We start from the raw sequence: 14,397 nt of genomic DNA on the forward strand, positions 1-14,397 counted from the left end.
CGCGTTGCCGATCATGTCGGTGATTTCGCTTTTACGCCCCGCACAGGAAGCAAACGATGCATCCGGGAAAGCTCCTCGCGCGCGCCCTCATTCCGCTGATGTTCATGACGATGGCCGTGAACAGCGCACCAGACCTCCTCAGGGACTGGGCTCAGCACCTGATCGACTGACCGCGCCGCAACGACCGAGGCCGACGAAATCACCTTCGTCGGCCTCGATTCGGTCAGGACCGGCCGTTTGTCCGGTTTCAAGCTCCCGATGCGCCGCTCGGCCCCTCGAACCGCGCCCGCAGTGTCTCCACCTCGTCCATGACGCCCAGACCGGCAAGGAGTTCACAGGCCCGCCGCCAGTACGGTTCGGCGGCGGCCGCCCCTCCCGTCCTGGCAAGGGCGTCCGCGAGGCCCGCCAGCGCCCGCGCCTCCTGCCGGACGTCCGCGGTGGTCCTGGCCAGATCCAGGGAACGCTCGAAGTACTCAAGCGCGGTGGGCAGGCGGCCGGCGCGGAGGTTCGTCTCGGCGATCCCGCTCAGGGCGCGCGCCTCCACGAACCGGTCGGCCAGTTCGCGCGCGAGGGCCAGCGCCTTCTGCTGGTGAATCAGCGCCTCGCCGTCCCGACCCAGTTCCGCGAGGCATTCACCGATGTTCGTCAGCGCGTCGCTCTCCGAACGGCGGTCTCCGATCTCCCCGTAGATGACGAGCGCTTCGCGGTAATGTTCGACGGCCTGCGCGTGCTGACCCTTCTTCTGATATACCGACGCCACGTTGTTCAACCAGATGCCGAGATGCTGTCGCCGCATCTCCACAAGAGTCTTCGCCTGAAGGAAGTAGCTCAGTGCCGCGTCGTAGTTGCCGAACTCCTTCTGGACGTCGCCGAAGTTGTTCAGCACGATCTGCTGGCCCCGGCGGTTCCCGAGGCGGATGTAGAGATCGAGCGCCGCGTGCAGTCGCGCATCGGCATCGGCGTAGCGCCCTTGGTGCCAGTAGACGATCCCGGACGTGTTCAGTGCCTCGGCCTCGCCTTCCGCGTCGCCGCAGCGCCGGAAGCGGTCCAGTGCCTGCTCCAGATAGCCGGACGCGACGTCGTATTCCGAGAGATGCCAGTGGACGAGCCCGATCTGTTTGAGGAGATCCCCGCAGCTCTTGTCGTCGTGCATTGATTCCGCGAGGCCGAGGGCTTTGCTCGCGATACTGATGGCGTCCCGCGACTCCCCCATTCGCCAGGCGAACTTGCTGTGGCCGACCGAGGCGCGGACCACGCCCGCGTCGTCGCCGCTCTCGCGGCAGAGCGCGACGGCCGTCTCGTGCAGGGCGATGCCGTCGCGCCAGCGTCCAGCCGACTCCAGGCGCGGGGCCAAGACCGCGGCGAAGCGGACGGCGCGGTCGCGGGAACCGCGGGCGGCGGCTGCGCGGGCGGCCAGGATGAGGTTGTCCATCTCGGCGTCCATCCAGCGAGCGGCCGCGGCGGCGTCCGGGAACGCGGGGCTCGTGGTGGTGCCCGGCAGCGGGTCGGCGCGGTCGCCGTCCGGGCGCAGTAGGCGTTCCGCCTCGACGGCGGTCGCGAGGTAGTGGTCGGTGAGCCGGTCGAGCGCGGCGGCGTCGGCGGGCGGGTCGGCGGCGGCGAGGTCGCGGGCGTACTCGCGGACCAGGTCGTGGAAGCGGTAGCGGCCCGGCCGGCTGGTGTCGAGCAGGTGGTCGTCGAAGAACGCCTCGAGCGTCCGCACGGCGGCGGACCGGTCGACGCCCAGCAGGGCCGCCGTGTCCTCGGGCGTCATGTCCGCGCCCGGGTGGAGGCCGAGCAGGCGGAACGCGAGCCGCCGGGAGTCGTCCAGGCCGTCGTAGGACAGGGCGAAGACGGCGGTCAGCTCGCGGTTCTCGGCGCGGATCTCGGCGAGCCGGTCGCGGCTGTTCTCCAGGACGTCCACGAGGTCGTCGACCGCCCATCCCGGACGGTGCAGCAGCCTGCTGCCGACCAGGTGCAGGGCCAGCGGCAGGCCGCCGCAGAAGCGGACGACGCGCGCGACCGCCGGGTCGGCGGCGGCCAGGGGGCGGCCGGACGCGCGGGCGAGCAGCTCGACGGCCTCGTCGTCGGTGAGGACGTCGAGGCTGAGCGGCCGGGCCGCCGCGAGGCCCGCGAGCCGGCGGCGGCTCGTCACCACGGCGAGGTTGCGAGGGCCGGTCGGGAGCAGCGTTTCGACCTGGTCGCTCCCGGCGGCGTCGTCGAGGACGAGCAGCAGCGCCCTGGCCGCCGTCTCGGTCCGCCAGAGCGAGAGGCGCGCGGCCTCCTCGTTCTGGATCGCGGCCTCCGGGACGCCGATGGCGACGAGCAGGTGCATGAGGGCGTACGCGCGGTCGACGGGGGCGCCGTCCGGGGCGTGGGCGCGGAGGGGGAGGAAGATCCGGCCGTCCGGGTACCGGTCGGCCAGGCGGTGGGCGAGGTGGACGGCGAGGGTGGTCTTGCCGACGCCCGGCATCCCGTCGATCGCGATGACGGGGGCGGCCGCGCCCGGCCGGGCGGCGAGCGCGGTGAGGCGGTCGAGTTCGGCGTCCCGGCCGGTGAAGGTGTCGAGGTCGCGCGGGAGGTCGTCGGGGGGACGGGCGGCGGCGCGGCGGGCCGGGGCGGGGCGGGCCGGAGCGGCGTTCTGGATGCGGCGGCGCAGTTCCTCGGTCTCGGCGCTGGGGTCGACGCCCAGTTCGGCGGTGAGGCGGTCGCGCAGCCGCGCGTAGCTTTGCAGCGCGTCCGCCGGGCGGCCGGCGCGGTGCAGGGCGAGCATCAGCAGCCGGACGAATCCCTCGCGGTTCGGGTAGCGCGTGGCGAGGTCGTCGAGTTCGGGGATCACGGCGGCCGGATCGTGCTGCGCCAATTCAATTTTGAAACGGTCCAGCGCGCCGTCGACGAGATCGTCCTCGATGGTCCGCCGCATGCGGTCGAACCACGTTCCCTCAATCCCCTGGAGGGGCGTCCCGCGCCACAGCAGAAGTGCCTCGCGCAGGAGTGAAAGCGCGCCTCGCTGATCACCGTCGGCGATGGCGGAACGCGCCTGCTCGCGCAGTCGCCGATATCGCTCGTAGTCGATCTCGGCCTGGGCCACGTCGAGGCTGTACGCGCCGTCGCGGTTCTGCACGCGGGGTCGGCCGTCGAGGGCCGTGAGACGTCTGCGCAGGCGTGAGACCTCCGTGTGGAGCGAGGTTCGTGCGCTCGGTGGCGCGTCCGGACCCCATACGCGGTCGATCAGCGCCTCCACCCGCACCGGGCGTCCCGAGGCGAGCAGCAGAACGGCGAGAACGGCACGTCCCTTGGCCCAGCCGAGCTGCTGACGCTCACCGTGCGCCCACAACTCCAGCGGCCCCAGTATGCGGAATTCCATCCGCGCTCCCGAAGACATTTCCTTCGCCTGTCGACTTCGGCGATCGTCTCATTGTCAAGTCAGTTTTTCCAGGAGTAAGACTTCTCTTCCGTGGCCGGTTCGGGCCGTCGCCCGTTTCGCCGCCGCAAGCCGCGCCGCAAGGTCTTCCGCAAGGCCCGCCGCAATGTGCCGAACGGACCATCGGCGCAGGGCCGCCGCGCAGGGCGGCCGGACGCACGGGGAAGGTCATGATGGCGGAGAGAGAGTGGAGAAGGGTTCCGGTGGGGCCCGACGCGGACCGGCTCACGACGCGCGCCGCCGCGCGGACGGTGCTGCTCGTCGTCCACACGGTGACGTCGGGGCAGCGGCTGCTGGACGCGGCGCGGCTGCTGGAGGACGACCTGCGCGTGCAGACCGTCTTCACGCAGGGACCGGACGTCTTCGGGGCGGGCGTCCCGGAGTTCCTGGCGCGGCTCGGCGCGGTGACGATCTCGTGGGAGCAGGCGGTCTCGGCCCGGTTCGACCTGGCCATCGCCGCGAGCGACGGCGGGACGCACGAGATCCACGCGCCGTTGATCATGATGCCGCACGGCGCGGGGTTCAACAAGCTGGTGCTGCGCGGCGCGGGGCGGGCGGCGGGGAGCCGCATGGTGTACGGGCTGGACTCGCAGCGGCTCGTCCACGACGGCGCGCTCGTCCCGTCCGCGCTGACGCTCGCGCACCGCGACGACCGGGCGACGCTGGCGCGGACGTGCCCGGCGGCGCTGCCGGTGGCGGAGGTCGTCGGCGACCCGGCGTACGACACGCTGCGGGTGAGCCTCGACCGGCGCGCGTCGTACCAGGTCGCGCTGGGGGCGGGCGACGGCCGGCGGCTCGTGGTGGTGGCGTCGACGTGGGGCCGCAACTCGCTGTTCGCGCGCCGGCCGGAGCTGTGGTCGCGGCTGCTGGACGAGCTTCCGGCGGACGAGTTCCGGATCGTCACGACGCTGCATCCGGCGATCTGGTCGACGCACGGGCTGTGGAACATCCGGACGTGGATGGCGGGCTACCTGCGGCGGGGCCTCGGGCTGCTGCCGGTGGAGGCGGACTGGCGCGCCGCCATCGCGGCGGCCGACTGGGTCATCGGAGATCACGGTTCGGTCACGGTGTACGGCGCCGTCACCGGCAACCCGGTGCTGCTCGGCTCGTTCAGCGCCGCCGACCTCGACCCCGCCTCGCCCGCCGCGCTGCTCGGCGAGGCCGCGCCCCGGGTGACCGGTCGGAGCGGGCTCCGCCGCCAGCTCCTCCAGGCGGCCGAGAACCACCGGCCGGACCTGTACGCGCCGGTCGCGCGGCGGATCACCTCCGAACCGGGCCAGTTCCACCGGAACATGCGGCGGCTCATCTACCGGATGTTGAAACTCCGGCAGCCGGCCGCCGTGCCGACCGTGTTCCCCGCCGAGCCGCCGCGGCTGTGCCCGGGCGCCTGACGCGCGATCCCCCTTCACAGAGAGCAGGGCATGATGAACCACGAGAAGATGATCTCGACGGAGCTGTACCGGCCGGACGCGGGCCTGCGGCTCGCCGGGCCGTACCCGGGCCGCCGGGGCGAGGGCGTCCGGGCGATGCTGGTCGTCCCGCACCGCAGGCCGTCCGCGGGCTGGCGGGTCGTGACGTTCCGCGACGCGGACGGCGCGGCGGCGGCCGGGGGCGAGGCGCACGCGGTCGCGTTCCTGCCCGCCGGGGCGCGGGCGCCGCGCTGCGCGGAGGTCGCGGACGTGCTCGTCCTCGACGGGCGCGGACCGTCCGCCGTGACGGCGGCGGGGCTGCGCTCCGTCCTCGCGGGCAACCCGGGCTGCGCGGTGGCCGCCGCGTGCGGCGCGGACCGGTGCGTCACGGTGGTGCGCGACGGGCCGGTCGTCCGGTTCGCCGGGGCGCGCCGGGCGGGCCGCGGCTGGCCGCAGACGTGCGGGTCGTTCGTCTACGCCTGGTGGGCGGCGGGGCTGGCCGTGGCCTCGCTCGCCGAGTCGCTCGTCCTGGCCGGGCGGCTGCGGCCGGGCGAGTTCGAGGTCGCGGGCGGCGTCACCGCCGTCGTCACGGCGCCGGCGCGGACGTGGCGGGCGGCGTCGTGAGCGCGCGGATCGTCGTCGCGGGCGTCGCGAGCCTGTACGCGTCGGTGGGCGTGAATGGGTTCCCGCTCGGTTACGCCTCGACGTCCGCGCCGCGCTGGATGGAGTTCGGCGTCTCCGGGACGGCGACGCACGTCGCGCGGGTCCAGCGGTCGCTGGGCGACGGCGTCCGGTTGTGCTGCCCCGTCGGCGGGGGCGTGGCGGGCGCGGTCATCCGCAACGAGCTGTGCCGGCTCGGGCTGGACGGGCCGGGCGTCGTGGCGTCGCCGGAGTCGTCGCTCGGGCTCGTCCTGGTCGGACCGGACGGGAAGCGGATGGGCATGCCCCACGTCGATCCGGTCGACCGCTTCCCGTATCCGTTCGACGTGCTGCGCGAGCAGGCGCGGGACGCGGACCTGCTCGTCCTCACCAACGCCCGCTTCGTCCGGCCGCTCGTGGCGGCGGCGGCGCGGCTCGGCCCGCCGATCGCGGTGGACGTCCACCGCCTGGCGGGCCTCGGGGACGACTACGACCGGCCGTGGCTCGACCGCGCCGAGATCGTGTTCTGCAGCGACGAACGGCTCGGCGACCCGCTCGCGTGGCTCCCGGCGATGTTCGCCCGGTATCCGCGCTGCCGCGTCGCGGGCGTCGGACTGGGCGCGCGGGGCGCGCTGGTCGGGCTCCGCGACGGCCGCCTGGTCGAGGTCGGCGCGGTGACGCCGCGCCCGCCCGTCAACACCTCGGGCGCGGGCGACGCGCTGTTCGCGACGTTCGTCAGCACGCTGCTGCGGCTCGGCGACCCGGTCGCGGCGCTGCAGGCGGGCGTCCTGCACGCGGGCTGGAAGATCGGCCACCGGCTGCCCGCCGCCGTGTCGCTGGACGCGGCGGAACTGGACGCGCTGCGGCGCGCGTCGCCGCCGCCCACCGCCGTCCGCCGCTGGGACCGCTGATCAGTCCCGGTCGGGGAGTCCGGCGAGCCGGAGGTCGACGGTCCTGGTCGAGGCGCCCGCCGCGACCAGGACCGCGCGGGCCCGCCGGTAGAGGTTCCGCGCGGCGGCGGTCCGGCCGTCCCGCGCCTCCAGGTCGCCCGCGACCTCCAGCGCCTCGGCCTCGCCCGCGGCGGAGCCGAGCGCCCGCATCGCGGCGCACGCGCGGGCGGCCAGGTCCCGGGCGGCCGCGGGGTCGCCGCCCGCGGCCCTGGCCTGGGCGAGGAGCGTCAGGACGCGCGCGCGGTTGTAGGCGTCGTCGTGGTCTTCCAGGAGCGCGGCGGCCTCGTCCAGGGCGGCGACGGCCCCGTCCGCCGAGCCGCCCGCGATGAGCGCCGTCGCGACGTCGCACAGGGTCAGCGCGACGTGCCGGGGTTCGCCGAGCGCGCGGTACGCCTCGGCGGCGGCGGCGAACCGGGCGTGCGCGGCCGCGAGGTCGCCGCGGTCGTACTCGACCCAGCCGAGGCGGCGGTCGGCGCCCGCCGTGCGGGACCGGTTCCCGAGCTCCGCCCAGATCACCGACGCGGCGCGGAAGTCCCCGGCGGCGGCGTCCAGCGACCCGGCGGCGCGGCGGGCGAGGCCCGTGCGGTTGAGCATCTTGGCCTCGGCCGTGCGGTCGCCGTCCGCGCGGGCGGCCGCGAGGCCGGTCTCGTCGAACGACAGGGTCCGCTCGCCGTGGCCGAGGTGCAGGACGCCGGGCCAGGCGGCGTCGACGATCATCCAGGCGTGGCGGTGCAGTCCCGCGTCGTGGGCGCGGCGGACGATCGCGCGGAGGTTGACCAGCTCGTTCTCGAACCAGCGGAGCGCGTCGGCCGCCGAGGCGGGCGGGACGGGTTCGGGGACGCCCGGTTCGGCCGGGGGTTCGGCGAGCCGCCGGTAGGGGGCGGCCGCGCCGCTCGCCGCGAGGGTGGCGGCGAGCGTCCAGGCGACGAGCCGCCGCAGGGCCGCCGCGCGCACCTGGTCGGATTCCTCGGCGGCGGTCTCGCGGGCGTGGAGGCGGGCGAGTTCGTGGAAGCGGTAGCGGCCCGCCGGGGCGTCGTCGATGAGGTTGGCGTCGGTGAGCTGTTCGAGGACGTCCGCGGACTCCCCCACCGGCGCGCCGGTCAGCGCGGCCGCGGCGTGGGCGTCGAACGTGCGGCCCGGGTAGAGGCCGAGGAGGCGGTAGAGGCGGCGGGCCTCGGCCGGCAGGTTGCGGTAGGAGAGTTCCAGCGCCGCCCGGACGGTCATCTCGTCCTCCCCGCTCCGGATCGCGGACGACAGCACGCCCAGCCGCCGGTGCTCCTCCCCCAGTGCGCTGACCATCTCGCCGAGCGTCCGGTTCGGGCGGATCGCCAGCCGGGCGGTGGCGACGCTGAGCGCGAGCGGCGAGTACGCGCACAGTTCGGCCAGGCGTTCCGCGGAGTCCGCGTCGGCGCGCACGCGGTCCCGGCCGAGGCGGGTGGCGAGCAGTTCGGTCGCGGCCTCGCGGGTCAGCGGGCCGAGCTGGACGGCGCGGGCGCCGCGCGCCATCAGGCCGCCCAGCCGCCAGCGGCTCGTCACGACGGCGGCGCCGCCCGGCCCCGGGAGCAGCGGGACGACCTGCGCCACCGAGTGGGCGTCGTCCAGGACGACCAGCAGCCGCCGGTCGGCGGTGAGCGAACGGTAGAGCGCGGCGCGCTCGGCCAGGCCGGACGGCACCCGAGCGGAGGGGACGCCGAAGCTGCGGATGAACTCCGCCAGGACGTCGCCGGGGCTCGCCGGTTCGACCGCCGCGTGGCCGAGGAGATCCGCGTAGAGCTGGCCGTCGGGGAAGTCGCCGGAGCGGCGGTTGGCCCAGTGCAGGGCGACCGCCGTCTTCCCGATCCCGGCCGGGCCGCTCACCACGACGACGTCGGCGGACTCGCCCGCCTCGTCCAGCTCGGCCAGCACGTCGTCGCGGTCGACCAGCGCGACGGTCCCGGGGAGCTGCCGGGGCTGCGGGAACGCCGCCGGCTCGCGGGCGTGCAGGTGGACGCCGCCCTTGATGTCCCGGGCCTGGACGACTCCGCCGACCACGTCCGCGCGCATTTCATTGAAATTTTCAGCGGGGTTTCCGGGATCGAGTTGCGCGTTCATCTTCCCCAATCACGACAGAGGATCGGAACAGCATCATAACTCGATGAGTCAAGGGTGAATTATCCATTCGCGGGGGCCGCGCGAACGCAATGACCGGCCCGCCACCGGGCGTCTACCAGGAATTTCTTCGGGCCGCCCGGGCACGACGCGACGCGGGACACCGCTCGCATATGACCTCAAGTGGCCATACTCACGACAAGTCAGACACCGCCCGGGGGCCGGCGTCGCACGCCTTCTACCAGGGGATTCGTCAAGCCGCGCCGTCCAGAGCCGACGCAGCCGGTAATCGGACGCGGGCACGGCACAAAACAGACAGCCTCCCCACGTATTCGATAAATCATTTTCCGTAGACAACGGAGAAGTCAGCGCCAATCGGGTATCGAACCCGTGTCGGAAAGGGAAGTGGAAACTGCGTCCGCGAGCGGTCAGCCGTGGGCGCGGGCCTGCGCGACGGCCGTCGCGAGGGGCGTCTCGTGGGCGGGGCCGTGGCCGGGGAGGATCACGTCGGCGGCGACGGCGGCCAGGGGGTCCAGGCCGGCGAGGGCCAGCGAGCGGGGGCCGTGGTCGAAGATGCGCGGGATGAGCTGCGGGCCGCGCAGGCGGGTGAGCGCGTGGCCGGTGATCAGGGCGTCCCCGGTGATGATCGCCCCCGCCGCGGGCAGGTGGAACGCCGTGTGGCCCGACGTGTGGCCGGGGGTCGGGACGGGAACGGGCGCGCCGGGCAGGTCCAGCGGCCCGTCCGCCGCGAACGCCTCGACGTGCGGGACGGCCGCGTCGCGCGTCGCGCCCGCCCGCACGATGCCGAGCGCCCACGGCAGCACGCCCGGCCGCCACAGGTTCGCGACCAGGCGGCCCGGGGTGAGCTGCTCCAGGTACTCGCGGCGCGCGTGCCCGACCTCGCGCGGGTCGCAGAGCGCGGGCGTGCCGTAGCGGCGGTGGAACGGGACGAGCGCGCCCACGTGGTCGACGTGCGCGTGCGTCAGCAGGATCGCGCGGACGTCCTCGGGCCTGCGGCCGAGCGCGCGGATCGACTCCTCGACCGCGTCGGCGTCGCCCGGGTAGCCGCCGTCGACGAGCGTGAGGTCGTCGCCGTCGCGCAGCAGGACCCAGTTCACGCTGGTCCCGGCGACCAGGAAGACGTCCTTGGTCACCTCGGTGATCGCGTCGCCGCGCATGCGTGCCTCCCGGGTCCGGCGGTGTCCCCCGATCGTGCCGCATCGGCCGCGCTTTTCAACCGGGCGGGCGCTCGCCGGGCGGCAGCAGCAGGATCTGCAGCGCCTTGGCGCAGGTGCGGGCCTGCGCGAGGTACCAGTCGAGGCGGCGGATGGTGATCAGCTCGGGAGTGGCGCGCAGGGCGAGCGCGTAGCGGGCGCCGTCGGCGTGGTCGAGGACGGGCACGGCGAGCGTCCGGACGCCGGGGACCGACTCCCCGTCGTTGACCGCGTAGCCCTGCTCGCGGACGAGGTCGAGTTCGGCCTTCAGCTCGACCGGGTCCACGATCGTCCGGTCGGTGAGCGCGGGGAGCGGCCCGAGGCGGGCCAGGTCCGGTTCGGGCGACCAGGCGAGCAGCACCTTGCCGAGGGCCGTGGAGTGCAGCGGGCGGCGCAGCCCGGCACCGGCGTCGGGGCGCACCGAGTCGCCGACGAGGATCAGCGCCTCGTCGCCGCCGCGCAGCGCGAGGTCCACGGTGGTCCCGGTGACGCGGGCGAGCTGGCCGAGTTCGGGGACCGCGCGGTGCAGGCCGCGCTGGTGGAAGGAGAGCTGGCCGAGTTCCACGACGGACGGGCCGAGCCGGAACCGGGACGTCGCGGGGTCCTGCTCCAGGAACCCGGACGCGACGAGCGTGCGGGCGAGCCGGTGCGCGGTGGAGGTGGGCAGGTCCAGCCGCCGCGCGAGGTCGGACGCGCCGAGCGCCGGTCCGCCGTCGCGGAAGCACTGGAGGATCGTCAGCGCCCGGCGCACGGCCTGGGCTCCTTCCACGGGCATCCGGCACGTCCTTCCCACATGGTGATAACCAAATTGTCCTACCGAAATAGTAGTGATTAGCTGACCGGCATGGAACGCCCCTCCCCGCCGGACACGCTGTGGTTCACCCGCTGCCCGGTGCCGACCGCCACCGGCGTCGCCGCCGACCTGGGCTGGCTCGCCGCCGAGTTCCGCGCCGACGGCATCGCCGTCCGCTCGCTCCAGGACGTCCCGCCCGGCGAGGCGGGCGACCGCCACTACACGCACGCGCTGCCCGGGCTCGTCCGCGAGGGCGGCAGCGTTCCCGCCCTGTGGGCTCGGTCACGCGGCGCGGACACGCGGCTGCTCGGCCTCACCTGGATCGAGGAGCGGCAGGCCGTCCTCACCCGGCGCGGCGAGACGGGCCTGCGGCTCGGCGCGGCGCGGCTCGCGGTCCCCCGGCGCGACATCGCGATCGACTTCTGGCGGGCGATGGCGCTGGCCGGGTTCGCCGGGGCGCTCGCGCTGGAGGGCGCCGCGCTGGACGACGCCAAGACCGTCGAGGTCGAGGCCGCGCCGGACGCGCCGCAGTGGGCGGCGGAGCTGGCCGCGCTGGAGCGCGGCGAGGTGGACGCCGTGTACGTCAAGGGCGCGCTCGCCGTCGAGGCCGCGCTCGCGCACGGCGCGGAGGTCGCGGTCGACCTGGACGCCGTCCCGGACCGCCGGTCGCGGGTCAACAACGGCACGCCGCGGCCGATCACCGTCCACCGGCGGCTGCTGGAGGACCACCCGGACCTGGTGGCGCGGTTCCTGGCCGTCCTGCTGCGCGCCGCCGACTGGGCCGCCGGCAACCCCGGCGGGCTGCGGCGCGTCCTGTCCGCCGAGACGGGCGCGGGCGCGGCGGCGGTGGCGCGCGCCTACCGGCCGCAGCCGCTGCACCCGGACCTGTCCGACGAGCGGCTGGACCTGCTGGCTGCGCAGGAGCGGTTCCTGCGCGCCCGCGGCTTCCTGGACGCGCCGGTGGACGTCCGGGAGTGGGCGGACCGCGGCCCGCTGGACGCCGCGCTCGCGGCGGAGGCGGCGCGATGACCGCCGAGTTCCACCTGACGCTGCCCGTCCGGCCCGCGCCCCGGCCCGCGCTGCCGGGCGTCGTCACCGACCGGCGGCCCCCGGCGCGCGGCCCGTTCGACGTCCTCGACCAGGTCGCGCGCGGCGCGGACCTCGCGGGCCTGGCGGGCGTGGTCGCGCCGTTCGACCCGGCGGGCGCGGACGCGCTGGTCGTCGCGGGCGGCGCGCTGCGCGCGACCCGGCACGCGGTGGTGACGGCCGCGTTCCACCCGGCCGCGACGACACCGGTGTACGCGGCGAAGCTGTCGGCGTCGCTCCAGCGGTTCTCCGGCGGCCGGCTCGGCTGGCTGCCCGTCGTGGACCTGGACCCGGCCGTCGCGCGGGCGCACGGCGACGTCCTGACCGGCCCGGACCGGTACGCGCGCGCCGACGAGTTCCTGACGGTCGCCAAGGGCGTCTGGACGCAGGAGAAGTTCACCTTCGAGGGCCGGTTCTACGACGTGTTGGACGGGGGGCTCGGCCGCCCGCTCGCCGAGCGCCCGTTCCCGCGCGTGTTCCTGTCCGGGACGTCGGACGAGGCGCTGGCGCTGTCGGCCGCGCACGCCGACGTCCACCTCTTCGATCCGGGCGACGACGTCGCGGCGCTGCTGCCGGACGGCGTCCGCGCGGGCCTGCGGCTGCCGCTCGGGGACGCCGACCCGGCGCGGATCGCGGACGAGGTCCGGGCGAGCGGCGCGTCCGTCGTCGTCGCCGTGGCCCACGACGGCGACGAGCTGCGCGCCGCGTACCGGATCGGCGAGCACCTGCTGCCGCTGCTGCGTGAGGAGGACGGGTCGTGACCGTCGACGTGTACTGGCGCATCCACATGGAGGGCGACCAGACGTCGCTGCGCCGCCGCGCGGGCACCCGGGGCGGGTTCGCGCCGGACGTGCCGGGCTCGCTCGCGCCGGGCGTCCGCGCCGGGGAGCCGGACGGCTTCTCCCACGCCGACTACATGGCGGAGGTCGCCCGCGCCGCCGAGCGGTCCGGGTTCGTCGGCGGGCTGCTCCCGTCGTTCCCGCACACCGACGACCCGTGGGCCGCCGCCGCGACGCTGGCCCGCGACACCGAGACCTACAAATTCATGATCGCCTTCCAGCCGGGGTTCCTGCACCCGGTGCAGGCGGCGCGGATGAGCGCGAGCCTGCAACTGGCGACGGGCGGCCGGACCGTCTACAACGTCATCTCCGGCGGCGGCGGGCCGAGCCAGCTCTGGTGGGGCGACAGGGTCGACCACGACGACCGGTACGCGCGGACGTCGGAGTTCCTGGACGTCCTCAAGGGCGTCTGGCACGGCCACGAGACCGGCGGTTTCACCCACGACGGCCGGTTCTACCGCGTCGAGGGCGCCGCGCTGCCGGACGGCCTGACCGGGCTGCCGCTCCCGGAGGTCTACTTCTCCGGCTCGTCCCCGGCCGCGATCGAGGCGGCCGGGCGGCACGCCGACCGGTACCTGTCGTGGCTGGAGCCGTTCGACGCGCTCGCCGAGAAGTTCGCGGCCGTCCGCCGGTTGAGCCCGGCGCCGCCGCGCTTCGCGGTCCGCGCCGAGATCCTGGCGCGCGAGACCGACGAGGAGGCGTGGGACGAGCTGCGCCGCGCCTGGACCGGCCGCACCGCCCGCACCGAGGACGGCGGCGGCGACAGCGGTGACTCGGTCGGCTGGCGGCGCGGCCGGTCGTTCCTGGCCGACGCGGGCGACGACGTCCGCGGCCTGGAGGTCCAGCCCGGTCTGTGGGGCGGCTTCCACGAGCTGCGCGACGGCCCGCCGTTCGGGCTCGTCGGCTCGTACGAACGCGTCGCCGAACGGCTGGACGAGCTGATCGGGCTCGGCGTGGACGCGTTCGTCCTCGCCGGAGTCCCCCACCTGGAAGAGGCCCGCCGCGTCGGCGACCACGTCCTCCCCCTGCTGTCCGCAACCCCTGGAGTCCCCGCATGACGACCCGCGTCGGTTACTTCCCGCAGAACAACTCGCTCTGGGTGCTCGCCCGTCGCGGCGTTCTGGAGCGTTCCCTTCCGGACGTCGCGTGGGTGGACCTGCGCGACCTCGCGCCCGGCGACCGCCCCGACCCGAGGACGGGCCTGCCGTCCGTCCACAGCGACCACCTCTTCGACGGCGGCTACGACTTCATCGGCACCGGTGCGACGCCGCCGATCACCGCGCAGGGCAACGGCCGGGACATCGTGTACGTCGCGATGTCCGAGCCGCGCCACGAGAACGGGCGGCTGGTCGCCCACGCCGATTCCGGCATCCGCGAGGTCGCGGACCTCAAGGGCCGCCGCGTCGCGCTCGGGCACGGCTCGTGGCAGACGACGCTCGTCCTGCTCGCGCTGGAGAAGGCCGGGCTGACCTGGGCGGACATCGAACCGGTGGACGTCTACGACGACGCGGCGCGGCGGTTCCTCGACCGCGAGGTCGACGCCTGGGTCGGCTCGTACCCGTACCTCACCGCCGTCGAAGAGCAGGCGGAACTGCGCGACCTCGTTCCGACCGACACTCTCTTCTCGCACCGGTCGATGTGGTTCACCAGCCGCGCGTGGGCGGACTCGCACCCCGGTGAACTGGCCGCGATCGTCGGCGCGCTCCAGGAGTCCGACCGGTGGGTCGCCGAAAACCCCGCCGAGGCCGCCGCGCTGTTCCCCGGCCTGGACACCGCCGCGTGGGAGCACGCGCTGCGCACCCGGCCGTGGGGGCTGCACCCGGTGGACGAGGAGTTCGTCGCCGAACAGCAGCACGCCGCCGACCTCCTGCACGCGGCGGGGCTGCTCAAGCGCTCCGTCCGCGTCGCCGACGCCGTCCGTCCCGACATCAACCGCCTCGTCGAACAGAGCCGCTGAC

Annotated in this window: 11 protein-coding genes; 7 read left to right on the forward strand and 4 right to left on the reverse strand. The window is 75.0% G+C overall.

What is annotated here, in order from left to right; genetic code table 11:
* Positions 1-247: 247 nt before the first annotated feature.
* Entirely contained in the window at positions 248-3,364 is a 3,117-nt protein-coding gene (locus G339_RS0126660; protein WP_169514787.1) for an AfsR/SARP family transcriptional regulator, read from the reverse strand.
* Between the two features lie 260 nt (positions 3,365-3,624).
* Between G339_RS0126660 and G339_RS0126665 the strand changes: the two genes are divergently transcribed.
* Genes G339_RS0126665 through G339_RS35385 form a run of 3 tightly spaced genes read left to right on the forward strand, consistent with a single transcriptional unit; the run spans position 3,625 to position 6,380 of the window.
* The gene (locus G339_RS0126665) at positions 3,625-4,812 is read left to right on the forward strand and encodes a hypothetical protein (RefSeq protein ID WP_019634123.1); all 1,188 of its coding nucleotides are present in this window, start codon (positions 3,625-3,627) and stop codon (positions 4,810-4,812) included.
* Between the two features lie 30 nt (positions 4,813-4,842).
* A complete protein-coding gene (locus tag G339_RS0126670; RefSeq protein WP_019634124.1) occupies positions 4,843-5,454 on the forward strand; it encodes a hypothetical protein in 612 nt (203 codons plus the stop codon).
* Positions 5,451-6,380 carry a carbohydrate kinase family protein gene (locus tag G339_RS35385; protein WP_157408023.1) on the forward strand — a complete coding sequence of 310 codons (930 nt, stop codon included), beginning with the start codon at positions 5,451-5,453 and terminating at the stop codon, positions 6,378-6,380. The genes G339_RS0126670 and G339_RS35385 overlap by 4 nt, the downstream gene beginning before the upstream one ends.
* Here G339_RS35385 and G339_RS35390 read toward each other — a convergent pair whose 3' ends face one another.
* From G339_RS35390 to G339_RS0126690, 3 genes are all read right to left on the reverse strand, one after another.
* A complete protein-coding gene (locus G339_RS35390; RefSeq protein WP_019634126.1) occupies positions 6,381-8,462 on the reverse strand; it encodes an ATP-binding protein in 2,082 nt (693 codons plus the stop codon).
* 473 nt (positions 8,463-8,935) lie between these two features.
* Positions 8,936-9,685: an MBL fold metallo-hydrolase gene (locus tag G339_RS0126685; RefSeq protein WP_019634127.1), complete on the reverse strand. Its 750-nt coding sequence runs from the start codon at positions 9,683-9,685 to the stop codon at positions 8,936-8,938.
* Positions 9,686-9,740: 55 nt separating this feature from the next.
* Entirely contained in the window at positions 9,741-10,496 is a 756-nt protein-coding gene (locus G339_RS0126690; RefSeq protein ID WP_026341803.1) for an IclR family transcriptional regulator, read from the reverse strand.
* A 69-nt stretch (positions 10,497-10,565) separates the two neighbouring features.
* Between G339_RS0126690 and G339_RS0126695 the strand changes: the two genes are divergently transcribed.
* Genes G339_RS0126695 through G339_RS0126710 form a run of 4 tightly spaced genes read left to right on the forward strand, consistent with a single transcriptional unit; the run spans position 10,566 to position 14,396 of the window.
* Positions 10,566-11,543, forward strand: a complete 978-nt coding sequence (locus G339_RS0126695) for an ABC transporter substrate-binding protein (RefSeq protein WP_019634129.1) — start codon at positions 10,566-10,568, stop codon at positions 11,541-11,543.
* Positions 11,540-12,361 carry an LLM class flavin-dependent oxidoreductase gene (locus G339_RS35395; protein WP_019634130.1) on the forward strand — a complete coding sequence of 274 codons (822 nt, stop codon included), beginning with the start codon at positions 11,540-11,542 and terminating at the stop codon, positions 12,359-12,361. Before G339_RS0126695 ends, G339_RS35395 begins: the two co-directional genes overlap by 4 nt.
* Complete coding sequence (locus G339_RS0126705) at positions 12,358-13,497, forward strand: LLM class flavin-dependent oxidoreductase (RefSeq protein ID WP_019634131.1); 1,140 nt, start codon at positions 12,358-12,360, stop codon at positions 13,495-13,497. Before G339_RS35395 ends, G339_RS0126705 begins: the two co-directional genes overlap by 4 nt.
* Entirely contained in the window at positions 13,494-14,396 is a 903-nt protein-coding gene (locus G339_RS0126710) for an ABC transporter substrate-binding protein (protein WP_019634132.1), read from the forward strand. The genes G339_RS0126705 and G339_RS0126710 overlap by 4 nt, the downstream gene beginning before the upstream one ends.
* Position 14,397 lies beyond the last annotated feature (1 nt).

It is taken from the genome of Actinomadura atramentaria DSM 43919, assembly GCF_000381885.1.
Lineage (GTDB): Bacteria > Actinomycetota > Actinomycetes > Streptosporangiales > Streptosporangiaceae > Spirillospora > Spirillospora atramentaria.